This window comes from Actinomycetota bacterium (genome assembly GCA_041658565.1).
Lineage (GTDB): Bacteria > Actinomycetota > AC-67 > AC-67 > AC-67 > JBAZZY01.
This window is the reverse complement of record JBAZZY010000002.1, coordinates 152,590-178,791: the sequence shown is the minus strand read 5'-3', so window position 1 is coordinate 178,791 and position 26,202 is coordinate 152,590. Positions and strand designations below refer to the sequence as shown.

The window sequence follows — 26,202 nt, the reverse complement described above, 5'->3', positions numbered from 1 at the left end:
ACGCCTGTTCGCCACCGATTTGGCAGGGTTCGCAATGTTTCAGCCGGCCTAAACGAGCCCGAAGATGCGCGCGGCGGTGTGCGCGGTGGCCTCCGCCAGTTCCGCCAATGGCATCTGCCTGGCAGCCGCGACGCCTTCGGCGACGTAGGCGACCATGGCGGGCTCATTGACTTTGCCTCGGTGAGGCGCAGGCGTGAGGAAGGGTGAATCGGTCTCGAGCAGGATCCGCTCGAGCGGTGTTTCGCGCGCAGCCGCGCGCACGTCCTCCGCGTTGCGGAAGGTGACCAACCCGGCGAAGGACAGGACGGCGCCCAGTTCGACGGCGCGCGCGGCCTCAGTTGGACCCCCGGTGAAGCAGTGGAACACCAGCCGTTCGGGAACTCCTTCGGCCTCCAAGATCGCGAAGGTGTCGTCCCAGGCTTCCCGCGTGTGAACGACCAGCGCCTTGCCGACCTCGTTCGCCAATCGGACCTGCTCGGCAAAGACTGCGCGCTGCGCGTCACGCGGCGAGTTGTCGTAGTGGTAGTCGAGTCCGGCCTCGCCGATGCCCACGACCTGGTCCACGCGCGCCAACTCGGCGATGCGGGCCATCAGTTCGGGCGTGCGGTCTTTGGCGTCGTGCGGGTGAAGCCCGACGGTCGCCCAGATGCCCGGGTGCGAAGTTGCGAACTCCGCCGCCCACTCATTCGATGCGGCATCGACTCCGATGGTGATGGCGCGGCGGACGCCGGCAGCGTGCATGCGCTCCAACGCGCCCTCGGGGTTCTCGAGCATGTCGAGATGGCAGTGCGTATCGACCAGAGGCATGTCGGGCCGCTATACCTCGATGCGCGGAAACAGCGATTCCCCGCGCGCGATTTCGGACCCGGACTGGAGGCCGCCCCACTGCGCCGCCTCGGGCAATCGCTGCGACGCCAGGGGCTTGGCGTTGCCCAGTGATACCCAAAGTCGGTCGCAAGCTCGAGGCATGAAGGGCGCGAGCAGGACGGCGAGCACACGCAGGGTCTCGGCCGCGCGGTACAGCACGGCTCCGGCGCGCGCGCGCCCGTCGGGCTCCTTGACCAGCTTCCACGGCGCGGTCGCCACGAGGTATCCGTTCGCCTGGCGAACCAAGCGGTCCACCGCGTCCAAGGCATCGTTGAAGCCGAACCGATCCATCGCCTCTACGAACTCCACTGCGGAGCGCTCGGCAACCTCACGCAGCGCAGCGTCGGGCCCCTCCTCTGGTCCGGCGTCGGGCACCGCACCCTCGAAGTTCGCGTCGATCATCGCCAGCACCCGCGACGCGAGGTTGCCGATCCCGTTGGCCAACTCGGCGTTGTAGCGCGCGACCATGGACTCCCAACTGAAGTTCCCGTCCTGACCGAACGCGATGTCGCGCAAGAAGTAGTAGCGGTAGGCGTCCACCCCGAAGGTCTCGAGCAACTGGTCGGGGTGAATCCCCGTGAGCTTGGTCTTGGACATCTTCTCGCCGCCGACCAGCAGCCAGCCGTGGGCGACAACGCGCTGTGGGGGCTCGATTCCGGCCGCATGCAACATCGCCGGCCACGTCACTGCATGAAAGCGAAGGATGTCCTTGCCGACCATGTTCACGCCGGGCCAGAACTTGGAAAGCAGATCGCCGTCGGGGTAGCCGAGCGCGGTGATGTAGTTCAACAACGCGTCCACCCACACGTACAGCACGTGCTTGGGATCCCACGGCAGCGGCACACCCCACGAGAACGAGGTGCGCGAGATGGAGATGTCCTGCAGGCCCCCGCGCGCGAACGCCACGACCTCGTTCAGGCGCGCGCCGGGCTGTACCGGAGCCGGATCCCGAGCGTAGTAGTCGTTCAGAAGCCAGTCTTGATACTTGGACAACCGGAAGAAGTAGTTCTCCTCCTGCACAATGTCCACGGGCCGGTGGTGGATCGGGCACGTGCCGTCGAGCAGGTCTTCCTCTTTGTAGAAGTCCTCACACGCCACACAGTAGGGACCTTCATAAGAGCCGAGGTACACGTCTCCGTTGTCGTGAAGACGCTGCCAGAAAGCCTGCACTCGCGTGATGTGGCGATCCTCGGTTGTGCGAATGAAGTCGTCGTTCGAGACGTCCAGCCGAGTCCACAAGTCGCGCCATGCGGGGATCATCCCGTCCACATACGACTTGGCATCCAGGCCGCGCGCCTGTGCCGCCTCCAGAATCTTTTGGCCGTGCTCGTCCGTCCCCGTGAGAAAGAAGACGTCCTCACCCTTCATGCGGTGATAGCGCGCAGACACGTCGGCTGCCACAGTTGTGTAGGCATGTCCGATATGGGGCACATCGTTCGGGTAGTAGATCGGGGTCGTTACGTAGAACCGCTCGCTCACGCGCGCTCCTCGCGAATCGGAATGGGCATTGCAAACCCTACTCTGGGGGCGTAATTTCGACTCAGGAATTATATGGGTCTGGAATTCGGATCCTGTTCGGCTTATCGATGGAGGGCAGCGTGGGACCACGAGCAACCGGCGTCAGCCGCAAGGTCGACGATCTGGGCCGTATCGTGTTGCCGGCCGAGCTTCGCCGCTCCTTCGACATCCGCGAAGGCGACCACATCGAGATCGCGGTCGAGGACGACCACATCATCCTGACCAAGGCCCGGACCTCTTGCACGTTCTGCGGCGGCAACGATGGACTTCGATCGTTCCGCGAGCACCAGGTCTGCTCAACCTGCGTGACCGAACTGCGTCGCTTCTAACCGGTCACTCACCGGAGTGGTCGAGCACCGCTTGGTAGACGGTCTTTTTCGGCACGCCCTCTTCGAGAGCCACTTGTGCGATCGCATCCCGCTTGGGCGTCCCCGCGGCCACAAGGTCGGCGACCGCGTCCGCCAGGTCGGCCGGCTCGGTCATGCGAAGCGCTTCCGGAGCCCCCTCCACCACAATGGTTACCTCGCCGCGCACCCCTTCAGCCAGCGATTCGGCAAGTTCCGGCAACGTGCCCCGCAGCACCTCTTCGTAAAGCTTGGTCATCTCGCGCGCGACGGCGACCTGCCGCGGTCCCCAGGCGCGCGCCATATCCCCAAGCGTGTCGGCGACCCGGTGGGGGGACTCGAACAACACGATGGTGCGCCGCTCGGTCGCAAGTTCCTCCAGACGGCGACGACGCGCAGCGCCGGTGCGCGGCAAGAACCCCTCGAACACGAAGCGCGCGGCGGGCATCCCCGAGAGCACCAAGGCGGCAGGAACTGCTGAAGGTCCGGGAACGACTTCGATTCGTAGCCCTGCCTCGACGCATGCAGCCACCAGGTGCCGCCCGGGATCCGAGACGCCCGGCATTCCGGCATCGGTGACCAAAGCCACTCGCTCGCCGGCAGCGATCGCGCGCGCCAACTCGGGCGCGCGCTCGCGCTCGTTGTGCGCGTGATAGGCAACCAGGCGACCACGGCGGCGCGCGCCGGTCATCCCGGCGGCGTGCATCAGCAACGTGCGAGTGACCCGGGTGTCTTCGCAAGCGACGACATCGGCCTCGATCAGTGCTGCGGCCGCGCGCGGGGATAAGTCGCCGAGATTGCCGATCGGCGTAGCGACAACGATGAGCGCGCCACTCACGCGCGCACCACGCAACCTCGATTTTCCTCTGGCTCCACCGGGCCTCCTGGTCGGTTCTCTATACTGTATTCGCGCCTGTTCGACTCCGGCGCGCGCACGCGTGGACGACTCTCCCGACATCCCCGCACCCGAGGACGAACACGCCCCCGGGCTCTTAGACGTGGAGTCGCCCGTCGTCGGCGAGGAAGCGCCGGACATCCCCGAGCGTCCCCACTGGGAGCCTCCGGTGCGCACACCGCTTCGCGGTCGCGACCGCGCCGTGCTGATTCTGATCCTGATCGCGAGCGCCGTCGCGCACTTCGCCCGACTGTCCGTCCCCGGCGCACCGCTGCCTGCCGACAACGAGGAATGCGAGAAACGCCCGCCGCTCGGCGCACAGTGCTACGCGCTGATCCCACTCGACGAGGTCCACTACGTTCCCGACGCGCGCGACGTGGTTCGGTTTGGAACCGACAGCGACACGCGTGTTCCGACGTCCGACGACGGTGCGTTCGTGGTTCACCCGCCGGTGGGCAAGTGGTTCATGGCGGCGGGAATCAAAATCTTCGGCGACAGACCATTCGGATGGCGCTTCGCCGGCGCGCTGCTGGGGACTCTGTCCAGTCTGATCATCTACGCAATCGCGCGCCGCCTTTGGGACTCGCCCTGGTGGTCGGCCCTTGCCGCGGCGTTCCTAGCGATCGACGGTCTGTGGCTCGCGCAGTCGCGCATCGCCATGCTCGACATCTACGCGGCGTTCTTCGTCCTGCTCGGCACATGGCTGCTTCTGGAGGATCGCGACCGAGCGTCTCCGGATCACCACCGGTACCGGTGGTGGCGAGTCGGAGCGGCGACATCGTTCGGGTTCGCCCTCGCCACGAAGTGGTCGGTCCTGCCGTTCATCGCAATGGCCGGCTTGTTCAGCCTCGGGTGGGAACTGGGCAAGATGCGGATGGCAGAACGGCGACGGCTGCTCGCGCGCGCCGGGAAGTTCGCCGGCGTGTTCGGCGTCCTACCGTTGCTGTTGTATTTCGCGACCTACACCCCGTGGCTGCTCGACTCCCACCGCTACAGCCCGCCGCGCTGCGTCGAGGTGAAGGGAACCGTCGCGAAGTGGGGCTGCTACCAGGCCGAGATCTTCGACTTCCATCGGAACCTCGCCAAGTACGAGGAATCAACCGACCAGCCCACCCCGAGCCCGAAGATGAAACCAGCCCACCCTTACTTCGGCAACGGCTACAGCTGGCCGTGGATCGGCCGGCCGGTCGCGCACTTCTACGAGTCCTCCGGCTCTGGACGCGATCAGCGAGCGAGCGAGGTTCTCGGCCTGCCGAACCCGGTGATTTGGTGGAGCGCGTTCTTCCTGGGACTACCCCTGCTGGTCTGGTGGACGCTATGGCGCAGGGACCGCGTCGCCCCGCTCTTGCTCGCGATGTTCGCGGCCGGATGGCTACCGTACGTCGCGGCCGATCTCGTGGATCGGCCGGTGTTCCTGTTCTATGCCACGCCGCTGGTGCCGTTCGTGGTCCTGACCGCAGTCCACACCTGTCGACGTCTAGCCGCTCGCTTCCCTGTCACCCGCTACGTCGTGTTCCTGTACGTAGCGTTCGCCCTGGCGGCCTTCGCCTACTTCTACCCCGTGGTCGCGGGAATCCCGATCTCCTACGACGGCGTCTGGGGCTGGCATGGACGAATGTGGTTCACAAGCGACTGCTCGGTGGTCGACCGCGTGAAGTACTTCTGCTGGATCTGACGGCTACTTCTGCACCGCGACGTCCGGCGGACCGAGCCCGTGAAGCCGGCACAAGTACCCCCAGTCACGCGTGGGCCTGCTGAATCTGCCCGTCATCGTGTTGAACCGGGGCGCAAGCGCCGCCGGATCGCCCGCGGCACCCGTGAACTTCAGTACGTCGATCCCGCGCGCCGCGTCGAACGTGTAGATGTAGGTTTCTGCGCCGACCACGTTGAACTTCGCCGCCCAAACCTCGGTCACCGCCGGCATGTAGTAACCGACCTGACGGATGTCTAAGGGATCCGAGACGTCGAGGAGGCGCAAGCCCTGCTCGTACCAGCCGTCAACGACAATTTCGTCCTTGTAGTCGAAGAAGTGCGACGAGCAAGCGACAAGCGCGGCGGGCTTCTTGGCCTCGGAAATCGTGCCCGTCCCGATCGAGAACGCACCGAGTTTGTCGACCCGCGCGACGCCATCGACCGTCCGGTACCAACCCGTCTGGAACTGACCGTCGTCCTTGCACATCCCGTTGGTCGCGGCGGTCCAGTTCTCTTCGGTGACCACGACGAGTTCGCCCTTGTCCAACTTGTTGTCGGCCAACTGTGCAGGCGTCGGCAGGTCTGCGTACGGCCGCATCGTGTTGTGAATGATGAACTTGTTGTGGAACCCGCTCTCGCGGTCCATCCACCCGTTCAATCCGAGCGGCTTGGGCTCGGGGTTCACTTCGGGGTCATACCCATTGAGGTCGTACGCGTAGAGCCCGTCCCAGGCCGAAACCCACGCGATTCCCGTAGGATCCACGCTCACGGCGTGCGAAGCCGGGCCGAACCTGCCGAGACGGCGCGGGCGCGTCGGATCGGCCAGATCGATAACCTCGATCCCCGGAGCAGACGCCCCAGAGAGCCACGCGTAGCGACAGTCGAGAATGCAAGCTGCTGTGTGCCCGGACGCGGTGGTGGTCGCTGAAAGAAGCATCGGCACAAGGGGGTTCGACACGTCGATCACGTACAACACGTTGGTGGGGAAGCTGAACGCGTGATCGGCGGCGATCAGCAAGATCTTGCCGTTGGTGTCGACGTCTTCGTTCTCGAAATGCGGCAACTCAAGTGCGCCCTGCAGAATTGGGAGGCCTTTGCTGATGTCGTAGATCCGAACACCTTGCGATCCTGTCACGTACATCAGGTTGCCGATGATGCGCGCGCCGATCGCCGGCGCGTCGGGGATGTTGGCTACGAAGTCGATGTTGTCTGAGGCCACCGCACCGGCCAACAGCGGCGAGACAGCCTGGGCGGGCATCAAGGACATCAAGAAGCCGGCGATAAACAGCATGACGGTCGCGCGCCGCATAGCTTTCCCCTTCATCAGCATGTCCGCTCCGCCGGCATTCGGCAGAATTCGACCAAGTCTAGGAAACGTTCCGAATGCGAGGCAACCGCAGGCGTCTCAGGAGTAGGAGAAGGCGAACTGCGCGGCGGCGCCGGCGTTCAGCCACACAACGGCCCACTTCGGCGTCTTGACGTCCGGGCAAATCACGCCGGTCTGGGTTTCCCCGTCGTCGCTAACCGTTGTGAAGAGGCAAGGGTCCCCCGTCCCGGATATGTCTGCGTAGAAGTAGATGTCGAGATCCTCAAGCCCCGTCGCGCCTTTGGTGCGAGTCAGCGTGTAGGTCTTGCCCTTCGCGGCCGGTGACACCGCGAAGACGTAACCGGTTAGCTCGTCGTTCGCCCCCGTCGCGACGTACAGAGTCCGAGCGATCGAAGGGGTCCTGACCGCCAGTTGCACGGTCCCGGTCTGCTCTCCGGCCGCGCGCGCCGGAAGCACGGCGGCACATGCCAGCACCGCGCTCGCAAGAAGTACGAGTCGCCTCACACTTCCCTTGTTCGTTGCCGCAGCCCGAGTCCCTGCCGCGCGCGCCGACTCGCCCCCTGTATCCCTTGCGCCCCGAACGCCGGATGAGCCCGATGCGTCCCATTGGATCCGCCCTCGATTTCCGCGTGCGCGCGCGCTAGCGTCGAGCAGTGAGAACCGAAGAACGCCGTGTCGAAATACCGGCGGGCAAGGTCGTCCTGGAAGGTGTGCTCGCCTTCCCCGAGGCTACCCACGGGATAGTGCTGTTCGCGCACGGCAGCGGCAGCAGTCGTTTCAGTCCGCGAAATGTCTTCGTGGCGCAGCGAGTGCAGTCGGCCGGGCTGGGCACACTTCTGATGGACCTGCTGACCGCGAAAGAGGAGCACGTTGACCGGGAGACCACCGAGTTCCGCTTCGACATCCCGTTGCTGGCCGGCCGCGTGGCCGACGCGGTGATGTGGGCCGCAGCGCAGCCGCAGTGCGCGGGACTGAGCATCGGGATCTTCGGAGCGAGCACCGGAGCTGCCGCTGCGCTCATCGCGTCTGCATCCACCCCGACGCGCGCCGTGGTGTCCCGCGGCGGACGACCCGACCTAGCCGGGCGCGCGCTCGCAGACGTGCACTGCCCCGTGTTGCTCATCGTCGGGGGCAACGACCCGGCAGTGCTCGCACTCAACCGCGAGGCCCTGGACAGGATCCCCGCCGAAAGCTCGATTGAGGTAGTCGATGGGGCGACGCACTTGTTCGAGGAGCCCGGCGCACTGGAACGTGTAGCCGACCTGGCGATTGACTGGTTCGTCAATCACCTCTGACGGCCGCAGTACGATACGCGCGTGACTGGCTCCGCAACCGGCCCTGAAGATCCAACCGACCCGCTCTGGGCGTCGGTTACTGCCGAGTCGGACTGGTGGCAGTTGAACGCACTTCTCAACCACCTGCTCCTTCGAATCCTGCGGCTGGAGTCTCACTCGGCGGGTGAAGTGGACGTTACCGAACGCCAGCACAAAGCCTTGCTGTTCATCAAGGGTGCACCGTCGGCGCCGAAGGACGGATGGGTGCCGCTTCAGATGCTGCGCCGGTACCTTCTCGCCGACAACGCGACGGCTGCCCAGTTGGTCGGACGCCTCAGGGACAAGGGCCTCGTTGCCGTGAAGCGGCCCGCGCGCAACGGTCCGGCGTTCGTACGCCTCACCCCGGCCGGAAAGGCCGCGCTGGCGAAGATCTCGACTCTCAACCGCAACGCGCTTCGCGAACTCAGCGCCGAGATAGGGCCGGGGATGATGCCGGCGCTCGTGGGTCACATCACTCGGTACCTCGGCGGCGGGGATCCCGGACCCGACGCCCGCCATTAGGAATACCCCAACAATCGAGCCTTTCCCAGGAACTCCCTTGACCAGGATGTCGTATATGTAATACATACACGACATCCGACCGACCGGTCGCGCGCGGGAGCGGGATAGATGGTCAAACGCACTCCAAGAACAAACGCCGGAAGCCAGACCCTGGACTGGCCGGCGCTGCACGAAGCCGCCGACCGGCTGGCCGCCGGCGTCGCCCCGATGATCCCCGCGCGCCCGCGCGCCGCCGAGATCAATCGCCGCCTTCGATCGCTCGCCACGTTCGCGGCCAACATGCGGATCAACCGCCGGCGCTTGCGCGCGGGGAACGAAGCGATCCGTCCGCTCTTCTACATCTGGACGATGCTCAACGCGTGCAACTTCGCCTGCGGCTATTGCGACAACCACCGCGGCGAGAAGTACCCGGACCTTCCCAACCGGGGCGCGCTGGACACCGAGCGCGGCAAGGCGCTCCTGCGAATCATGCGCACCGGGACAAGCGCCCTCTACTTCTGCGGAGGCGAGCCGACGCTTCGTCCAGACCTACCGACCCTCACGGCGGAGGCTCGGCGTCTGAACTACTGGCCGTTGATGATCAACACCAACGGCAGCCGGTTCCACCATCTGCTGCTGCAGCCGGCATGGGCCGAGTGGCTAAGCCACATGGACGTCATCATCGTCAGCTTGGATTCGCTGGATCCCAACGTGCTCGCCGAGATGTACGACTACCCGCACCCCGAAGAGGTCATCGTGAACATCTTGGCACTCGCCAAGCTGTCCAAGATCGCAGGCTTCAAGATGTTCCTGAACACGGTGATCCAACCGGGCCGCGTCGACGACGCGCGAGACGTCCTTGAGTTCTGCGAGAAACTCGACTGCTGGTTCGCTTTCGCCCCGCTGAATGCCGGCGCCGGCCTGAGCGACGAACTGGCTTGCGACCCCGCCTACACCCCGTTCGCCAAGGACCTGATCGAGCGGTCGCGCCGGGGAGCCAAGATCGTCGGGGCCCCCGAGTTACTCGAGCGAGTGCTGTTCGGTGAGCCGATTGACTGCCTGCCCACGGCGTTTTCTCACGTGAGCCCCGAAGGCAAAGTCGAATGGCCGTGCAAGCCCGCCGTAAACGTTCCGTCCGTGCACGTCCCCGTTCTGGAACACGCGACCCTGGACGACGTCTGGGGCAAGGGCCGCTCCCTCATCGAACCCACTACGTTCCACGGGAGCGGCCCGTCCCAGTGCGGGGGCGAGTGCAACTGGATGCAGCACTACGTCGCCGACGCGTTCGTCCGACTGACGCGCCACCCGACACGCCAACGCTGGGTGGCGTCCAGCCTGTGGCGTTTCCTGGTCAAACGATAGGAGCAAACATGCGGGGGTTGAGCTTGTCTCCGGGACCGCGCATCGTCGCGGAGGCTGCGCTTCTTGCCGCGCCCTACATCCCGATCGCGATGGGAAACGCCGAGAAGCCCTGGCTCATGTGGGCGTGGGTCGTCGGCGCGCTCGCCTTGCGGCTCATATTCCTTCCGCGCGCGCGCGACACCTGGGTTCTGGCCGCCGGAATCATCCTGGGCGGCGGAAGCGACATGATCACGGTTTCCCGAGGTATCTACGCCTACACGGCAACCGACTTCCTCCCGCTGGACATCCCGGGGTGGATGATTCTTGCTTGGGGACACATCTTCTTGTTCATGAGGTCCTTCTGCGCCCTGGCACCGCTGCGCACCCGCCTGCCGTCAGCGGGACGGTTCGAAGGTGGCCGGGTCCTGCTACTCGACGTCGCCACCGCGCTCGCCCTCAAGACCTCCTTCCTCTTGTTCGCCGACAACCCGGGACGGGCCGCACTGGCGGGCGGATTGGTTCTCCTCGTACGCTATGGCCTGGTTCGACCGGTCATCGGCGAAGTAGCACTCATCCTCACGGCGGTTACCATCGGCCCATGGGTGGAAGGCCGCTTGATCGCATCCGGACTGTACGTCTACCGGGAGGGCGTCTTGTTCGGAGTCCCACTATGGCTCGTCGAATGGTGGATGTTCGTCGTGCCCTCCCTTAGTCGTATCGCGCTATTCCTAGACGAGCGCGCGGCGGCGAAGGGCGCGCCCCTCGGCCTGCTGGCTGATCCTGCGATGGCGCGCGCATGAACGCCGAGACGCTCGGCATCGCCGGAGCCATCTACATCGCTCGCTGGCCGCTGCAGGTGTTGTTTTTCGGCGTGGCCTTCCGTCGCTTGCGACAGCACCGCAAAACCGAAGCTCTGTCCTGGGCGGTAGCAGGAGGGACCGCGGCCATGGCCCCGTGGATCTTCATCTTGCTGCGCCAGCCGTGGCCACTCGCGTTGAAGGTCGTCATCCTGCTGCCCCTGGCCGCCTTGTTCGGCTTCATGATGAAACGCCGCCTCGACCGGAAGCTGCAGGAAGCAGGCAACCACGCCGCGTCCTAACGCGACGCACAAACCCCACACCCCGCGAACAAGATCGAACCCCCCGGAATTCGGGGGGTTCGATGATTGCTTAGAGAATCGCTATCGATACCGCTACGCCGGCTTGAAGTAAATGCCACTCGGGTTGTGGCCCGACACATGGCAGTTCCAGCACGACCGCTTCGCGTTGCCCTCCGGCCCGTGGCAGTACGAACACGGAGCCTGACCCTGGCTGCTGGGGTCGTTAGCCGGCTGCTCGGCGGCCAGGAAGGGGATGTGTGTGGCGTGCATGTTCAGCGTAAGCACTCCAAACGCAGCTGAATCCGCAGATCCATTCGGGTCATCCGGGTTGATCTTGCCCGGCAACGCCGCCGCGGAGTCCGCGGAGCCTGCCCCAAACGCGTGGCACGAGATGCACTCGGTGATGACGCCGTGCTGCTTCGCGTCATGACAGTTTGCGCACCCGTTCTTTCCGAAGTTCACGGAGTGCTTGGTCGGGGTCGCCGGATCGCTTCCGATCTTGGGAAGCGCGAGCAAGTCCGCCGGGTTCACGAGCACTTGGTAAGTACGATCCACGCCGTCGGTTCCGGGGAACCCGTGGGACGTAACCTCCGTGTTCTTCGGCACCCACTTGTGGCACGCGGTCGCACAGTCCGCCCCCGGCGTCGTCGGGTCGGCTCCGGCGGGATAGTCGAACGTCTTCTGGGCTCCGGCCGTGCCTGTGTGGCTAGGGGCGCCCGGGATGGAAACGTGGCACTGGCCGCAGTCGGCGAGCTGATCAACCGAGTGCGTGCCGCGCTCGGTCCACTTGCCGCTGCCCTGCCCCGCCGTCGACAGCCAGTCCCGCGCGCTCTGAACCGTGACCGGCTTGATGATCTGAGGAGCACTGCTGGATGGGTTGTTGTGGCAGCTCGTTGCACAGGAGCTGTCCGCCGCCCTGGACAAGGTCGGTGCCGCAACTAGGAGTCCCCCGAGGATGGCCGCAGCAAGCGGCGCAGCCATGATCTTGCTGAGCTTCATTAACAGCCTCTCTTTCCGCCGGGCCGGCCGCTACCGACCCGATAACTCGCCCACACGAGTATGAATTGTGATCGCGTTCACAAGCAGTTCATATGTTGAGGGCTCTTCCTAAGGCGGTCAACCGATGCGGTTCCGGACTGGAAGGTATGTCTCGTATTCCTAGCCCTATCGGGCTAGTCCCCTAGTTCCCGGCCCACCCGCAAACTACCGCAAGACGGCCTTACCGACGACGGTGGCCGCTGGGAGCACGGCATCGGCTTCCACCCAGAAGGCCGCGACGTCGTTAACGTCCCCCTCAGGGATAAGCAGATCCCACGCATCCTGAGGCCCGCCTGAGATCTTGATGGTTCCCGGACCCGCCAGCGCGACGGACGGAGTTAGGGTCATCGAGGTCGATGTGATCGCGCTCACGTCGACTCCCAGGCCGTCGGCCGAGGGGATGATCTTCTCGTTGAACGTCGGCATGGCGGTAAGGGCCGACACCATCGCCGGGTCGGCGGAGTTGGTCACCGACGCGCGCAGCTCGATTGAGGCTCCCGCGCGCGTGATCGACGCCGAGACCGAGTCACCCTTCTTGTCCACCGAGATCTTGGCGATCTTCTTTGGGAACCCCCAGATCTCTCGTCCCGAGGCAAGGGTCGCGTCGGTCGTGACGTAGATGAACGGGCAGAAGAACCCGTGAACGCCTTCGTACTCGGCCGACACCAGGAAGACGACCTCGTGGTAGGCCCCGACCGTCGAGGTCTGGTAGTCGGCGAAGATGGCCAGACAGGCTTCGAGACCGCCGAACTGCATGCCTTGAGGCAAAAGCGCCTGCGCGCTCTCGGGGGGAATCCGGTACATCGCGACGGCCATCCTCGACCCCTCGTACAAGTACGGCGGGTCCGGATACAGCGGGGAAACCCTAGGAATTGCCGGCATTGTCATTCTCCTTCCGCGCGCGCGGACCGTCAGACGTTCTCAGCGAACCTCGCCCTTCACCCTCAGCGTGACCCGGTAGCCACCGACACCACGACCAGGACCGCGATGTTTCCCGCCACGGCGACCCCGAGTAGAACCACCGCCCATCGTTGCCTGATCATGCGAACGGGACCCTGGAGCCGTGCGGGCAATCGCGCTGCGATGTCATCCGAAGGAGCCGCCCAATCGCACACCGGACAGTGCCCGCGCGTGTACTCCGCGCGGAACGGAATCCCGCATCCGCCACACGATTGCGGCTCAGGGTCCAAGCGACCGCGAAAGCTCACGCAAGCCCTCCCTTGGGAACGCGCCGACGCCACCACGCAATGGCGACCCACCCGAACGTCGAGACCTGCCAGAGCCCGAACAACAGCGGAACAGGCGGAAGGCGACGTGCTCCGACCATAAGGGGTGGAGGTGGAGCAGCCTCGGAAACGGGCGGAACGAGCGGCGGAGCGTCGTAGAAGACCGTCGTGACGACTCGTCGGTCGTCGATCACCGGCGGAGGCGGCGGCGGAGGCGGCGGCGGAGGCGGCGAGAACGAAGCGTCGGCCGACGCGCGCCCAACCATCACCAACGCCGTCGATCCGGGAGCTCCGGCGGCCGCCGGCCAGCGGATCTGAATGCTTAGTCCGGCGGCGCGCGCCGACGCGCCGGCTTCCTCTGACTCGCGTCCCGACACCATCGCGATCTCAATGCCGTTGGACGTAAGGTTCTGCGCAAGCGCAAGGTTCAACTGCTCGAGTTCGCCTTCCGAAACCCCATCGGTATTGCCTGCCGCGCGCACACCATCTGTGCCGATCGTGACGGGAACGCCTCCCACCGATGCATCGATCACGCGGAACACCGTGCGCGCAGTGCGCATCGAGCCGTCCACGACCGCATGCGCCTCGGAATAGACCTCGCCGATGCGAACAAGTCCTGCCGAGATGGAAATATCCCGCACGCGGGAAACCGCGTGCGCCCCGGAGCCTTGAGAGAGGGCTTCCGCAGTCGAATGCGATTCCAGAACCGACGCCGAGAAGGTATCGGGGAGGTCGAACGAAGCCGCGCGCGCGTCGGCCGCGGCTTCCACCGCGCTGACGTCGGCGGTTGCTCGGGCCACCCGCACCAGCGCGGGACCAACCGCCGCCTCCTCTCCAAGATCCGCCTGCGAGTGCTTAGCGGCCGGATAGCGAGCCGATGCGGTGTTCGGGATGTCCGGGAACGCGGGACCACCGTTGGCCTGGAATGTGGCCGAGCCGACCGAGTACAACCCGGTGACCGCGTTGCGATCGTACGCGTAGGAGGCGATCCCCTCACTCACCGAGCCCGTCTCGACGGTGGCCTCAGCAAATGGGAACGCGGCGTTGGCGGCGTAGAAAGCCCCGCCGGTCGCGTCGCTGTCCACGAACACCGACAGACCGGAGCCGACGGCAGTTGCTCCGTACACGCCATCGGGAGCCTCGGCGGCGTGTGCTCCGGTGCCTGCGATCGGGAAAGCAACGGCGGAAGTCGCGAACGCCGCAGCCGCAATCGCCGTCCTGAATCTCATGACGCACCTCCCGGAGTCCGCAACCGATCCGCGAGAATCCTCTCCACGGTAATTCCGCCGGCGGCCGCTTCCCGCTGAAGCGCGCGCAATTGGGCGACGGGCACGTCGACGGCTACCTGTTCGACGAACGGGGTCGCACCGCTTCTTCGCGCGCGCCGGTCGGAGCGTCCGTTGCCCAGGTACGAAGCCTCGACGAACTCCCGTCGATCGGCGAGCGTAGCGGCCGGACCCGCCCACGAAACCCCGCCCTTCTCGAGCACGTACGCCCGGGACGCGACGTTCAACGCGTGTCCCACGAACTGCTCTACCAGCAGAACGGCCGTCCCGGATGCCGCGATCTCCGGAATCAACGAGAAGAGACCCGCGACGATGGTGGGAGCAAGACCGAGCGAAAGCTCATCGATCAGAAGCAACCTTGGACGCGAAATCAGCGCGCGCCCGATCGCGAGCATCTGCTGCTCACCTCCCGACAAAGTGCCGGCCGGCTGGCGCGCGCGCGCGCCGAGAACCGGAAACAGGGAAAGCGCTCGCTCGATCTCGGCGGCAACGTCGGTGCCGCGAGGCGCTACGTAGCCGCCGATCTGCAAGTTCTCCATGACCGTGAGCGACGGGAACAGGCCGCGTCCTTCAGGGACCTGCGCAATGCCGAGGCGCGCGATCGTGTCGGGTGAGCGCCCATCGATCTGACGGCCGTCGAACTCGACCAAGCCCACCGGTCGCACAACACCGGAAATCGCGCGCAACGTCGTGCTCTTTCCGGCACCGTTCGGCCCAAGCAAGGCGACAACCTCCCCGGGAGCCACTTCGAGGCTGACTCCGAAGAGAGCGGGAACGCGGCCGTACCAGACGCGGACATCTTGGAGGCGAAGCAGCGGCTCGCTCACGCGCGCACACGCTCCTTCGGTCCGGATCGCACACGCGCCTTCTTCTTCGGCTGCGCGAGCAGTGCGGTTTCCGTGTCGGCTTGTCCCGTCGGCTCTTCGATTGGAGAACCGGTATACGCCTCTCGAACTCGCGGGTCCTGAGTCACTTCGTCCGCCGTTCCTTCGGCAAGCATCTCTCCGAAGTCCAACACGTAGGTGTAGTCGCACACATCACGAATCAACGGGACGTCGTGCTCGATCCACAAGATCGACATGCGGAACGCGTCGCGCGCGCGCATCACGATCTCCGCGAACTCAGCAGTCTCCTTCGAGTCCATCCCCGACGCAGCCTCGTCGAGCAGCAACAGGTGCGGGCGCAAACACAGCGCGCGCGCAAGCTCGACCTGCCGCTGCATTCCGAAAGGCAGATCGCCGGCGATCGTGTCCAGCAGATGTTCGATCCCGATAAAGGCTGCGGCTACGCGCGCTCGTTCGTTCGCCTCTCGTCCGGCCCGGAGGCCGGAGGGCAACCGCAGTACGTCGGCGACGACATTGCCTGCCGTGCGCGTGTGCGCGGCGACTGCAAGGTTGTCCCGCACGGTCATCGCGGACAGCGTCTGCACGAGCTGGAACGTCCGCGCGATGCCGGCGCGCGCGCGCGTGTGAACCGGCCACGCGGTGATGTCGACGCCGTCGAAGACGACGCACCCCTCGGTCGGGGGGAGCAGTCCTGAGATGCAGTTGAACAGCGTCGTCTTTCCCGCGCCGTTCGGCCCGATCAAACCGACGATCTCGCCGCGATTGACCGTCATCGACACGTCCCGCAGGGCTTGCAGCCCTCCGAAGCGCTTGCCGACGCCGGCGACCTCAAGCAGCGCCAAGCGTCACCTCCGCAGCTTCCTCGCCCATCGTCCGGCGACTCGGCCACACTCCCCAGAATGCACTTTCGAGGCGCAGCACGGCACCGGCGACTCCGCCCGGCAACAGCAGGACCTGAAGAATGAGCACGAACCCCGTCATGAGGTCGTCCATGCCTCCGCTGCCGCCCAGGACGCGAGGCAGAACGAACCGGAACGCCCCGGCGACCGCGACCGCCGGAATCGAACGGATCCCGGCAATGGTCGTGATGGCAATGAGTGCGATCGACTGACGAAAATCGAACGGAATCGCCGAAGCACCCTCGAACGTCGCAGCGACAAGCGCTCCTGCGCACCCTGCGACGAATGCCGAAACGGCAAACCCGAGAAGCTTTAGGCGCGCGACCGGCCACCCGAGTGCGCTGGTCGCCAGTTCGCTCCCCTGCACCGCCGACAGAAGCTTGCCGGTCTTGGAGTTGCGCAGGTTCGCCGCTCCCCACATGAACAGCAGAAGGAAAGCGATGCATACGACGACCCAGGCGCGATCCGAGGACAAGTCGATGCCGAACAAGGAGGGCCGGTCGAACGTCCAGGATCCACCTTTCCCGACAAGCTCGACGCGGTTAAACACGAACTTGTCGAAGGCAACACCCATCGCCAGCGTCACGACGGCCAGGTGCAGCCCGCGCGCGCGCAGCGAGGGCAAGCCCACGACGACACCCAGCATCGCAGTCGCGAGCGCGGCCAGCGGCATTGCGATCCAAAACGACATCCCCACTTGCACGACGAGCTTGCCCGTGACGAATGCTCCGAACCCCATGAATGCGGCCTGCGCGAGCGACACCTGCCCGACGTACCCGGTCAGAATGACGACCGACAAAGCTCCCAGGGCAAAAGTCGCGGCGAAGGCGATCGTCGTGCTCCACGACGAGGACGCGACGGCTACGAAAATCAGAACGGCGGCGACTGCGGCAGCGCCCGCAGCGGTACGCAAGTTTCGCCGCGCCGCATGCGAAGGAGGACTTCCCCACGGAAGGATTCTTCCCGGGCCGGCCGCGCGCGCGCCCAGGAGATCCCAACCGCCGCCGAACTTTGATGCAAGACTCTCGCGCCGCGAAACCCACAGCACGACAATCATCAGCACGACGGCGAGAAACTCGCGCGTGCCGATCGCAGTCCAGTATCGGGGGACGACGTTTTGCAGCACCCCGAGCACCATCGCGCCGGCAAACGTGAGCGGCAGGCTCACCAGGCGCCCGACCATCGCCGCGGCATATGCCTGAGTGATGAGCAATGTCATCTGGACCGTGTCCAGCGGTTGAGACGGCGAGAGCAGAATGCCGGCCAGCGTCGCGAGGGCGCCACCGATCATCCACGTCCCGGCAGTGATTCGCGTTGCGCGCAAACCCAATAACCGCGCGGAGTCGATGTCGTCGGAAACCGCACGAAGCGTGATCCCGAAGGACGTCTTCTTCAGCGCCAGCGCGATTCCACCGGCCAGCGCGGCAGTAATGGCGATCAGGATCATCTGGTCGATGCCGACCGCAAAGCCCGCGATCTCGATGCCTCGAATCGGGAAGAGGATGATCTGGTCGTGAAATCCGCTGAAGCCCCACAGCAACCCCGCACCTGCTTGCAGCATCAGCAGCCAGCCGAGCGTCACCACGACCCGAGGCAGCGGTCCCCGCAACGGGCGGATCGTAAAGCGCTCGACGACGTACCCCATCACCGCCCCGAAGGCGACGGCCAGCACCACGCCGATCGGCTTGGGCCATCCCCACTGCACGATCATCTGCCACGCAACGAAGGTGCCGAACATGCCCATCGCACCTTGCGCGAAGTTGACGACCCCGGACGTGCGGTAGATAAGTACGAGCCCGAGCGATGCGAGCGCGTACATCGACCCCAGAACGATCCCGGCGACAATCAGCGGAGCGAGAGCGCCCATCTCAGACACAGAACCAGTCTGAGGACTGCACCCAGGTCCGCGTGCTGGTGAGCTTGGCGGCCTTCATGCAGTTGATGAAGTCGTGGTTCCCCGGCCGGATGGTGTAGGGGGGAGCGAACCCGGAATCGAAATCGGTCATCGAGTCGAACGCCGCGAGCAAACCCTCGCGCGTCGGGTTCGGTCCGGCGCGCTCAAGACCGGCGACGAGCATCTTGGCCCCCAGCCACGTCAGCTCCGAACCCCAGCTCAACTTGTCCATGTCGCCGGGGTAGTACTTCTTCATCTTCGCCAAGTACTCCGCGACCGGCGGCGTCTGATTGCCGGGCAGTTCCATTTCCTGAATCCCATAGACCTCTTCGTACCCGGACGGAATCACCTGAGTCGGCTGGGGATCCATGGCGAACGCGTATCCGACCTGTGGCGGGCGCCACGAACCGCGGGCAAAACTCTGCCAGTAACGCGAGGCCGAGAACGCATCAAGGATCGTGCCCATACCGTCCGCGCCGTTGCCTTGGGCGTTGACGACAGTGTCGTCGTAAACGGGCTTGGCGACGTCGGCGGCTTCGGTGTAGACGATCTTGGCGCCCCACTTCGCCGCCTCGTCATTCGCGCTGGAGGTGACGATCCCGTCGATCTCATTCGTCAAGTGGACCCACACGAGCGCGATCTTCTTCATTCCCAACACCTTCGCGAGGTGTCGAACGACAAGCCGCGGAGACACGGTCCAGTTGGCGGAAAACGGGTATGAAATCCGGCTCTTGTACTCCGCCGGCTGCCCGAAGTTCCCCACAAGGGGGATCCCGCGATCGGTGAGGTACTTGATTGTCTGGTCGTTCTCGCTGTTGGGCGCTACCCACGAGGCCATCGCGAAGACCTTCTGGTTCTCCGCAAGGTCCTTCGTCGCGGCGAAGCCGATGGATGGGTCGAACTTGTCGTCCCGCGTAACGTAGCGAAGCTTGCGACCGTGAACTCCGCCGGTCGCATTGACCATGTTGAAGTAGGCCTGAACCGCGTGCAGTGCGACCGTCCCGTCACCCGGGCCGGACAGAGTGAACAAGCCACCTATCTTGATCTCGCCGGCGCTGACCCCGACCGTTTGGTCCGTGGTCACCTTCCGGCCGCCGAGGACCGTGGTCATCGTCCTGGATCCCGATGACCCGGTGGGCTGAACCGAAGGCTGGACGCTCTGGCTCGGCAACTCATGGACGACCTGAACGGGAGCGTCCCCGGCTCGGTTCACCGCCCCCACGATGGCGGCACCGAGCACGGTCGATACGAGGAGTTGGACGACGAGCGCGACCACAAACAGCCGATCCTTCGGATCGGCGAGCCCTCGGTTTGTCGCAGATATGTGCTTAGGCTCCTGCTTCACAGCACCGTCCCGGCTCTCGACTGGTCACGCACTGCGCTTGACGACTCAATCAACTGCTTTGATTCACAACCCGCCCAACCCGCGTCGCGAAGACTTGCCGACGGGCAAAACCGACCGACTACCGCACGGACGCTTGGCGCACCTTCCTAACAGGGCGCGCGCCACCGTTAACGTCCTCCTCCGCAAGCGACGAGTTCAATACAGTCCCCCGCCGCGGAGTCAGATCATCGGCTAAGCGGGCAACTTCGTTCGCCAGTTGTCGGACCGCCTCCTCCAACTGGTCGACGCGGTCGGTGTCACGCTCGAGTTGGGCGCTCAGTAGCATCGCCGACCCAAAACCGAGAAGCATGAGCCCCCCGACGCCGGCGCTGGCGAAGTACGGCAACTGAAACGCAACCTGTGTCTCGGCGCTGACCCCGAGATACCCCGCAACGGCGACTATCACCCCGGCGAACACCAGACCGAACCCGGCAGTGACGCGGTAACGGCCTTCCAGCATCAGTTTCTCCCCCTTCTTCGGGACACCGGGGCGGACGGAGCGCGCGCCAGCAAAGGCATGATCGTAGCTCCGAGAAGTCCGCCGACAACGAACAGCAGCAAGTACGAAGTGCGCAGAGACCGAACGGCCTCAATCGGAAGAACGGCGGTCCGAGGAGGGCCATACCGGCGAGAAGTCCCGCTTGCATCTGTGGTCGGCGCGGGACCCGAAGCGAGGTCAACCGACGCCCCTGAGTCGGAGGTATCAACCGGGTCGAAGGCGCCTCCCTGGTCGAAGGCGCCACCCTGGTCTGAGGTGACGGGCACTCGCGGTGCCTTGTCGTCCGACGAATCGTTCCACGCGACGGCGCCGACCGACTTCGCGCTCGCTTCGGCGAAGCCGACCGAGAAACTTAGAGACCCTTGCGGGGACGTGATGTCGAGTTGGATGGCCGCGGATTCACGCAGGTCTCCCTCCCCCAGCGAATCGGCAACCCGCAGGGTGACACCGGCCGATTCCAGCGCCCCCATCAGGACGTCCAGCCCGGGTTGCAGCAGTACCCGCGACACCTGGTCGTTGCGCGCAACGCGGAACCCGTCACTGTCGGCGACAACCGGAACGCCCGCGATCTTGAGAAGTTTGATCGTCGACGTCGCTCGACGCTCGTTGTTGCCGGCCGCGCTCTGGGAGAACGCCTCGGTCGAGACGCCGCGAGCCTGAATGAACCCACTGAACATCGACAGCTCGCCTATCGACGCGGAAGATCTCGCCGACGAGAACTCCGCCGACGATGCGGTCTCGGAGTTGGACGCAACCTGGCGCATCTTGAAAACGTCGACCCAGCCAAGCGCTGCCATCTGCTCAAAGTGCGGAGGGATGATCCCCAGAGGAGCCAGGACGGGCTCGATCGCCTTCATCTGCGCGTTCAGCGGGATGAAGATCGTATCCATCGTCGAGATCCAGTTGTCCATCAGCTGCTTTTGCTGATCCCAGGTCATGGTCTTGCTGGAGACGGCGAACCCGCTGCCGGCCGCGGAGCCGATCCCCGCGCGGACCTGAGCCGAGTCGCCTGAAACATGCGCCTCCGCGAACATCCCTTCGGCACTGCCGCTGCCGGTCGAGTCGTTCCAACTCCACTTCGTCCCGATGCTGTCCGGGTGAGCAGAGTCGGCGCTCGCATACGCTGGGGACTGCCCCGCGATTGTGATAGGCGCACCGGTGGCCGTCGGCGCCTTGCCGCCCGCGGATGCGACCTCGGCGACGGACAGCAGGTGCTGCTCCCCGGAAGCCTGGTGAGCCACGATCTTCGCGACCCAGGATCGGGCGCGCGCCGGTGCAGCCTCAGTGGATGCCTCGACTGAAGCGACCTTCACCGTCGCGGCGGGGAATCCCACGGACAGCGCGGTGATCCCCGCAGCCACGAGCAACACCAGTGACTTGCGCATGTCTACCTCCCGACCTTCTCCGGCTCCGAAGCGCCGAGGTATGCACGAACCGCCTCGTCGCGAGTACGAGCCAACTCTTCTCCTCGGGCCTCATGCACCACGCGGCCCTTCTCCATCACGTACGCGCAATCGGCAATATCCAGCGCCGAGATGTTCTGTTCCACCATGCAGACCGTGACTCCTGCATCCCGTCGCAATCCGTCTAGGATCCGGAACACGTTTGCCACCATTGTGGGGGACAAACCCATCGATACTTCATCAACGAGCAACAGACGCGGATCGCTCATCATTGCACGCGCAACGGCCAAAACTCTCTGCTCGCCGCCCGAGAGGCTGCCGGCCAATTGCGCCCGCCGCTGAGACAACAGCGGGAAGGCCTCCATTACTTCAGCTACCCGGCGATCGGCCTTGCTCTGGTCGCGACCCAGGGCGAACGTGCCGACCCGCAAGTTGTCGAACACGGACATATCGCGAAAGACGCCCGGGGGTTCGGGAACGGTTGCGATTCCGAGCCGCACGACATTCTCGGGCTCGCGCTTGCCGATCGGCTTTCCGTCGAACACGATCTCTCCCGCCCAAGTGCGCAACAGACCGGAGATCGTGCGCAGGGTAGTCGTCTTCCCGACGCCGTTCGCTCCGAGGATCACGGCGATCTCGCCCTCAGGGACCTCAAAGCTGACCCCGCTGAGGACCTGCGCCGAACCGTACCCGGCGACGACGCCTTCAAGCCGCAGCAAACTAGACACCGACGGCAACCTCCTCGCGCGACAGCCGCTCCTCGCCCAAGTAGGTGGCGATCACTGCGGGGTCGCGCTGCACCTCTGCGGGCGACCCTTCAGCCATCACGCGACCCTCGGCGAGCACGTAGACGAACTCGCACAAGTCGGCAACCATCGGGATGTGGTGCTCGATGACGACCATGGTCAAATCGAGATCCTTCCGAAGCGCGGCCAGTCGCGCTCCCAGCAATCGGGTCTCCTCGGGGTCCATTCCGGCGGCCGGCTCGTCAAGCAGCAAGATCTCGGGTCCGGCGGCGAGCGCGCCTGCGACTTCCACGAGGCGCTGCGTCGCGTGCGGCAGAGAGCCGGCTCGCTCACCCGCGAGATCGCGCAAGCCGACCGCTTCCAGCGCCGCCGTCGCGCGCTTGGCGGCGTCCTTCTCATCGCGCCTGACACGTGGCGTTCGCACGAGCGCCGATACCACTCCATACGGGTGGATCGCGTACTGCCCCAGCAAAACGTTGTCCCACACCGTCAGCGGAGCGCAAATCCCAACTTGTTGGAAGGTGCGGATGATGCCGAGATCCGGGCGCGCGTGCGGTGGAAGGGCCAACACGTCCCGGCCGCGATAGGTGATCTCGCCGGCGGTGGGCTTGAGGAACCCCGAAACGCAGTTGAATACCGTTGTCTTGCCGGCTCCATTGGGTCCGATCAGCCCGACCAGTTCGCCGCGACGGATCTCCAGATTCACACCCCGCAGAATCTCAAGTCCTCCGATCGTCAGCTCGACGTCGCGCAGCGACAGCAGGGTCCGCATCGGAACCGAAAATCGAACGGGACGCCTATGGGTTACGAGTTCGTGGACATCGACCGGCTCACGCTCGATAACCTCGGCCTCGATGACGCGAGCGCGCCGGGACCGAATCGGGCGCTCGAGGATCCAACCCAGACCTTGCGGTCGCAATACCGGAGCCAGCATCAGCAAGACCGCGCCGATCAGGGGTGAGTACGCGGCGATCGGACGAAGCAATTCCGTCATGCCTGTGAACAGGATCGCAGCGACGAGCGCACCGCTCCATGAGCCAATTCCGCCGACGACGATAACAACCACGAACCAAAGGGACTTCCACACGCTGAACGGCGTGGCCGAGACCCGCTCAATGAGGTAGGCGAACAGACCTCCCGCGATGCCCGCGTACAGCCCGGCCATCGCATACGCCAACAACTTGACCTGGCCGACCGGGACGCCGCGCGCGGCCGCCGTGTCCTCTCGGTAGCGAACCGCGAAGAACGAACGGCCGATCCGGCTTCGCCGGACGCTCGAGTCGATCAACAGGACCAACCCAAGACCGAGAAGCGCAACGACGAGGAAGGCTCGGTCCGAGGCCATCGCTTCGGGACGATCCGCGATCATGCCGACCGTGGCGGTCTTGCTCCAAGGGCGCGCGAACAGCAACTGCTCGGCCATGATCCCGAACGCAAGCGTCGTCGCGGCAAGTTGCAGTCCCTTGATGCGCAACGAAGGAAGGCCGACCAGGGTGGCGGCGGCGACGGTCGTCACCACGCTGAACACAATCGTAAACGGGAACGGGACACCCCAGGATGCGAACTGTGCCGTCCCGTACGCCCCCATCCCGATGAACGCTGCCTGCCCGAGCGACACCTGACCCGCGTAGCCCATGAGCAAGTTGAGACTGAGCACCGCAATGCCTTGGATTGCCAGCAATGCGAACACATACAGCGAGTAAGAGCCAAGGGTAGGAAAGGTCAAGATGACGGCCAGCAAGATCCCGAGCAGCAGGACCGGCCCGATGCGCGCGCCTCCGATCAGCGCTTGAGTCTCAAGCTTCTTGCGCACCGAAGATCCCTCCCGGCCGCAAGATCAAAACCCCAAGCATGATCATGAAGATGACGAGGTCTACCATTCCCCCGACCCCGGTCTGCGAGATCACAACGCTCTCGGCAACTCCGATCACCAGACCCCCGACAAACGCACCGGGAAGGCTCGTCAGACCGCCGAGCATCGCCGCAGTGAGCGCACGGACGAGAATCAGGGTCGTCGACAGCGGGTGGAACGTGAGGACCGCCGCCAGCAAGATGGCCGCCACGCCGGCAAGCGCGCCACCGAGCGCCCACACGAACGAACGCACCTGATCGACCTTCACACCCGACAGTCGAGCGAGTACCTGGTCCGACGTCGCCGCCTGAACCGAAAGACCGAACCGAGTCCGACGAAGGAACACGACGAGCCCGGACGCCACGATCGCCGCCACAACAAGCGCCGCGACACGCGTCGAGGTGATCGTCAGCGATCCCACCTCCCACCGCCACGTACCGATCGGCGAAGGGAAGGTCTTGATATTCCAGCCCCACACGATGCTTTCGATGTAGGCCAGCGTAAGTCCGGCGCCCAGCGTCGCCGCCAGCGCCGCAAGAGGAGTGCTGTCCACCAGGCGACGAACCAGCAATCGCTCCATGGTCAAACCGGTCAAGGCCGCGAGAGCTACGCCCGCCAACGCCGCAACCGCGACCGGGACGCCGCTCTCCACCAGGACCCAGGCGAAGTACAGGCCGAAAGCCCCGATCTCCCCCTGCGCTAGGTTGAAGATCCTCGTGCCCTTGTAGACGAGGACAAAGGAGACCGCGAGCAGCCCGTAGGCAGCGCCCGTGAAGATCCCGATTACAAGGTAGTCAAGCACGACTCAGCCTCAGAAACCGGTCACAAAGCCGCTGATCTGTCGCCAGCGCTTGGCTTGTCCGTCGGCACGGAACACCGCAACCGAGTTGGCGCCGCGATGATTGGTTGCCGTGTACGAGATGGGCACCCAGTACGGCTTCGAGTACCGCAACTTGTTCAGCGCGCGCACGAACGAATCTCTCGACAGCTGTGGTCCGGCTTGCACCATCGCTTCGCGGACGAGGTTCGCCCATCCCCACATGATCAGCCCGATGTCGTCCGGGGTGATGTCCGGGGCGTACTTACGCATGACTTGTTTGAACTCGTCGGTCGCGGCCGAGTCGATCGAGGCCCACGGTGACAGGACGATGGAACCATCGAGCGCCATTCCTGCCGACTCCAAGACCATGTTGTAGTTCCACCAGGTGCCGCCGCCGAGCCACGTCGGGTGATACCCCTGGCCTTGCGCCTGCACGGAGAGCTTGATCGCGTCCACGGGCGGCAAGCTCAACAAGACGAACTCCGCACCCGCGTCCTGCAGCTTTTGAACCGTCGCCGCGTAGTCGCTCTGGCGCGGGACGCTCTGGTCGACCAGGACGATCTTGCCGCCGCCGGCCTTGATTCGAGCAACAAAATTGTCACGGGAAGAAACCTGGTCGTCCTGGAACACCACGGCAGCCTTCTTGCCGACCCCATTCAGGTGCTTCAGTACGTAGTCCGCCAGCAGGCGGCCCTGGATATCGTCGGGGCAAGTTCCGAACCACGAGAGTTGCCGGCCCTTGAGGATCTCCGGGTACGTGCCGCGCATCAGATACGGAATACCGCGATCCTCGAACAGCCTTGCGCACACTTCCTGACCGGCAGGCATCGTGTGACCGATGACGTACAACGGCTCCTCGCCGGCGAGCTTGCGACACGCCGCCAGGGCGACCTGGGGATCGTAGCCATCGTCCTCGAGAACGAACCGCAACGTGCGCCCAAAGACCTTGCCCTCGGTGTTGAAGTACTTGACGATGGCGTCGAGGGTGTCCTTGTAGTTAGTAGGCAGCGGTGCGGCGCCGGTTTCGGGGACGTGCATCCCAACCGTGACGACGTTGCCCTGGATCTTGGTTGAAACCTTCGGCCCTCGATACACCGTGGAAGGCTGTCCGGACGGACCCGTGCTGGGACCGGTCCCGGGGTTCAGCCCGCCGCCGGACCCGGAGTCAATCGGCGCGCCGGGATCGACCACTCCCGTACCTGGGTCGTCGCCCGCGGCGTACCCGCCGGTGTCGACGTAACCTCCACCGGCCTTCAACTCGGCCATGTACGCCGCACGATCAACTCGCGTGCCGCACGACGCGACCACGAAGGCGAGAATCGCGAGCCAAACGATCGGTGCAAAACGTCTCATCGGTACCCCCGCAGGAATGCGTTTACCCGTCGCACCAGGCCCTCACTCCCGGCTGCTCGA

The 26,202-nt window shown here is 65.0% G+C and carries 25 protein-coding genes; 7 read left to right on the top strand and 18 right to left on the bottom strand.

Going from position 1 to position 26,202, the window contains the following annotated elements:
* Positions 1–48: 48 nt before the first annotated feature.
* Both WDA27_03010 and metG read right to left on the bottom strand, forming a co-directional pair.
* Positions 49–807 (bottom strand): TatD family hydrolase, encoded by a 759-nt coding sequence (locus tag WDA27_03010; GenBank protein ID MFA5889917.1) that lies wholly within the window; start codon positions 805–807, stop codon positions 49–51.
* Between the two features lie 9 nt (positions 808–816).
* The gene (gene metG, locus WDA27_03005; protein MFA5889916.1) at positions 817–2,346 is read right to left on the bottom strand and encodes a methionine--tRNA ligase; all 1,530 of its coding nucleotides are present in this window, start codon (positions 2,344–2,346) and stop codon (positions 817–819) included.
* A gap of 119 nt (positions 2,347–2,465) precedes the next feature.
* Here metG and WDA27_03000 point away from each other — a divergent pair, with 119 nt between their 5' ends.
* Positions 2,466–2,714, top strand: coding sequence for an AbrB/MazE/SpoVT family DNA-binding domain-containing protein (locus tag WDA27_03000; GenBank protein MFA5889915.1), 249 nt, complete (start codon positions 2,466–2,468; stop codon positions 2,712–2,714).
* A gap of 4 nt (positions 2,715–2,718) precedes the next feature.
* On the opposite strand, the gene rsmI is transcribed toward WDA27_03000, so the two are convergent.
* A complete protein-coding gene (gene rsmI, locus WDA27_02995; GenBank protein MFA5889914.1) occupies positions 2,719–3,582 on the bottom strand; it encodes a 16S rRNA (cytidine(1402)-2'-O)-methyltransferase in 864 nt (287 codons plus the stop codon).
* Between the two features lie 85 nt (positions 3,583–3,667).
* On the opposite strand from rsmI, the gene WDA27_02990 reads away from it, so the two are divergent.
* Positions 3,668–5,299: a phospholipid carrier-dependent glycosyltransferase gene (locus tag WDA27_02990; protein MFA5889913.1), complete on the top strand. Its 1,632-nt coding sequence runs from the start codon at positions 3,668–3,670 to the stop codon at positions 5,297–5,299.
* Between the two features lie 3 nt (positions 5,300–5,302).
* Here the strand turns inward: WDA27_02990 and WDA27_02985 are convergent, their stop codons facing one another.
* Together WDA27_02985 and WDA27_02980 are read right to left on the bottom strand one after the other, a co-directional pair.
* A complete protein-coding gene (locus tag WDA27_02985) occupies positions 5,303–6,640 on the bottom strand; it encodes a hypothetical protein (GenBank protein MFA5889912.1) in 1,338 nt (445 codons plus the stop codon).
* Positions 6,641–6,721: 81 nt separating this feature from the next.
* Positions 6,722–7,147: a hypothetical protein gene (locus WDA27_02980; protein ID MFA5889911.1), complete on the bottom strand. Its 426-nt coding sequence runs from the start codon at positions 7,145–7,147 to the stop codon at positions 6,722–6,724.
* Positions 7,148–7,296: 149 nt separating this feature from the next.
* On the opposite strand from WDA27_02980, the gene WDA27_02975 reads away from it, so the two are divergent.
* From WDA27_02975 to WDA27_02955, 5 genes are all read left to right on the top strand, one after another.
* Positions 7,297–7,938, top strand: coding sequence for a dienelactone hydrolase family protein (locus WDA27_02975; GenBank protein ID MFA5889910.1), 642 nt, complete (start codon positions 7,297–7,299; stop codon positions 7,936–7,938).
* Positions 7,939–7,959: 21 nt separating this feature from the next.
* Positions 7,960–8,478: a MarR family winged helix-turn-helix transcriptional regulator gene (locus WDA27_02970; GenBank protein MFA5889909.1), complete on the top strand. Its 519-nt coding sequence runs from the start codon at positions 7,960–7,962 to the stop codon at positions 8,476–8,478.
* A 108-nt stretch (positions 8,479–8,586) separates the two neighbouring features.
* Positions 8,587–9,819 (top strand): radical SAM protein, encoded by a 1,233-nt coding sequence (locus tag WDA27_02965; protein ID MFA5889908.1) that lies wholly within the window; start codon positions 8,587–8,589, stop codon positions 9,817–9,819.
* Between the two features lie 8 nt (positions 9,820–9,827).
* Positions 9,828–10,598 (top strand): hypothetical protein, encoded by a 771-nt coding sequence (locus WDA27_02960; protein MFA5889907.1) that lies wholly within the window; start codon positions 9,828–9,830, stop codon positions 10,596–10,598.
* Complete coding sequence (locus tag WDA27_02955) at positions 10,595–10,897, top strand: hypothetical protein (protein MFA5889906.1); 303 nt, start codon at positions 10,595–10,597, stop codon at positions 10,895–10,897. Before WDA27_02960 ends, WDA27_02955 begins: the two co-directional genes overlap by 4 nt.
* 93 nt (positions 10,898–10,990) lie before the next feature.
* Here WDA27_02955 and WDA27_02950 read toward each other — a convergent pair whose 3' ends face one another.
* From WDA27_02950 to WDA27_02890, 13 genes are all read right to left on the bottom strand, one after another.
* Positions 10,991–11,896 carry a hypothetical protein gene (locus tag WDA27_02950; GenBank protein MFA5889905.1) on the bottom strand — a complete coding sequence of 302 codons (906 nt, stop codon included), beginning with the start codon at positions 11,894–11,896 and terminating at the stop codon, positions 10,991–10,993.
* 204 nt (positions 11,897–12,100) lie between these two features.
* Positions 12,101–12,817 carry an acetoacetate decarboxylase family protein gene (locus WDA27_02945; protein ID MFA5889904.1) on the bottom strand — a complete coding sequence of 239 codons (717 nt, stop codon included), beginning with the start codon at positions 12,815–12,817 and terminating at the stop codon, positions 12,101–12,103.
* A gap of 322 nt (positions 12,818–13,139) precedes the next feature.
* Entirely contained in the window at positions 13,140–14,390 is a 1,251-nt protein-coding gene (locus tag WDA27_02940) for a hypothetical protein (protein MFA5889903.1), read from the bottom strand.
* Positions 14,387–15,274 carry an ABC transporter ATP-binding protein gene (locus WDA27_02935; protein ID MFA5889902.1) on the bottom strand — a complete coding sequence of 296 codons (888 nt, stop codon included), beginning with the start codon at positions 15,272–15,274 and terminating at the stop codon, positions 14,387–14,389. The genes WDA27_02940 and WDA27_02935 overlap by 4 nt, the downstream gene beginning before the upstream one ends.
* Positions 15,271–16,134 (bottom strand): ABC transporter ATP-binding protein, encoded by an 864-nt coding sequence (locus WDA27_02930; GenBank protein MFA5889901.1) that lies wholly within the window; start codon positions 16,132–16,134, stop codon positions 15,271–15,273. The genes WDA27_02935 and WDA27_02930 overlap by 4 nt, the downstream gene beginning before the upstream one ends.
* Positions 16,121–18,058, bottom strand: coding sequence for an ABC transporter permease (locus WDA27_02925; protein MFA5889900.1), 1,938 nt, complete (start codon positions 18,056–18,058; stop codon positions 16,121–16,123). The genes WDA27_02930 and WDA27_02925 overlap by 14 nt, the downstream gene beginning before the upstream one ends.
* Position 18,059: 1 nt before the next feature.
* Complete coding sequence (locus tag WDA27_02920; protein ID MFA5889899.1) at positions 18,060–19,430, bottom strand: ABC transporter substrate-binding protein; 1,371 nt, start codon at positions 19,428–19,430, stop codon at positions 18,060–18,062.
* 118 nt (positions 19,431–19,548) lie between these two features.
* Entirely contained in the window at positions 19,549–19,929 is a 381-nt protein-coding gene (locus WDA27_02915) for a hypothetical protein (GenBank protein ID MFA5889898.1), read from the bottom strand.
* On the bottom strand, positions 19,929–21,353 hold the full coding sequence (locus WDA27_02910) for a choice-of-anchor P family protein (GenBank protein MFA5889897.1): 1,425 nt from the start codon (positions 21,351–21,353) through the stop codon (positions 19,929–19,931). Before WDA27_02910 ends, WDA27_02915 begins: the two co-directional genes overlap by 1 nt.
* A 2-nt stretch (positions 21,354–21,355) precedes the next feature.
* Entirely contained in the window at positions 21,356–22,099 is a 744-nt protein-coding gene (locus WDA27_02905; GenBank protein ID MFA5889896.1) for an ABC transporter ATP-binding protein, read from the bottom strand.
* On the bottom strand, positions 22,092–23,930 hold the full coding sequence (locus WDA27_02900) for a branched-chain amino acid ABC transporter ATP-binding protein/permease (protein ID MFA5889895.1): 1,839 nt from the start codon (positions 23,928–23,930) through the stop codon (positions 22,092–22,094). The genes WDA27_02905 and WDA27_02900 overlap by 8 nt, the downstream gene beginning before the upstream one ends.
* Positions 23,914–24,771: a branched-chain amino acid ABC transporter permease gene (locus WDA27_02895; GenBank protein MFA5889894.1), complete on the bottom strand. Its 858-nt coding sequence runs from the start codon at positions 24,769–24,771 to the stop codon at positions 23,914–23,916. Before WDA27_02895 ends, WDA27_02900 begins: the two co-directional genes overlap by 17 nt.
* A 9-nt stretch (positions 24,772–24,780) precedes the next feature.
* A complete protein-coding gene (locus WDA27_02890) occupies positions 24,781–26,142 on the bottom strand; it encodes an ABC transporter substrate-binding protein (protein ID MFA5889893.1) in 1,362 nt (453 codons plus the stop codon).
* Positions 26,143–26,202 lie beyond the last annotated feature (60 nt).

Bases quoted from the DNA above. Each gene is read 5' to 3' on its own strand.
- WDA27_03010 (MFA5889917.1), bottom strand. From the start codon at position 807: ATGCCTCTGGTCGATACGCACTGCCATCTCGACATGCTCGAGAACCCC.
- WDA27_02985 (MFA5889912.1), bottom strand. From the start codon at position 6,640: ATGAAGGGGAAAGCTATGCGGCGCGCGACCGTCATGCTGTTTATCGCC.
- WDA27_02965 (MFA5889908.1), top strand. From the start codon at position 8,587: ATGGTCAAACGCACTCCAAGAACAAACGCCGGAAGCCAGACCCTGGAC.
- WDA27_02960 (MFA5889907.1), top strand. From the start codon at position 9,828: ATGCGGGGGTTGAGCTTGTCTCCGGGACCGCGCATCGTCGCGGAGGCT.
- WDA27_02955 (MFA5889906.1), top strand. From the start codon at position 10,595: ATGAACGCCGAGACGCTCGGCATCGCCGGAGCCATCTACATCGCTCGC.
- WDA27_02950 (MFA5889905.1), bottom strand. From the start codon at position 11,896: ATGAAGCTCAGCAAGATCATGGCTGCGCCGCTTGCTGCGGCCATCCTC.
- WDA27_02945 (MFA5889904.1), bottom strand. From the start codon at position 12,817: ATGCCGGCAATTCCTAGGGTTTCCCCGCTGTATCCGGACCCGCCGTAC.
- WDA27_02940 (MFA5889903.1), bottom strand. From the start codon at position 14,390: ATGAGATTCAGGACGGCGATTGCGGCTGCGGCGTTCGCGACTTCCGCC.
- WDA27_02925 (MFA5889900.1), bottom strand. From the start codon at position 18,058: ATGGGCGCTCTCGCTCCGCTGATTGTCGCCGGGATCGTTCTGGGGTCG.
- WDA27_02915 (MFA5889898.1), bottom strand. From the start codon at position 19,929: ATGCTGGAAGGCCGTTACCGCGTCACTGCCGGGTTCGGTCTGGTGTTC.
- WDA27_02910 (MFA5889897.1), bottom strand. From the start codon at position 21,353: ATGCGCAAGTCACTGGTGTTGCTCGTGGCTGCGGGGATCACCGCGCTG.
- WDA27_02890 (MFA5889893.1), bottom strand. From the start codon at position 26,142: ATGAGACGTTTTGCACCGATCGTTTGGCTCGCGATTCTCGCCTTCGTG.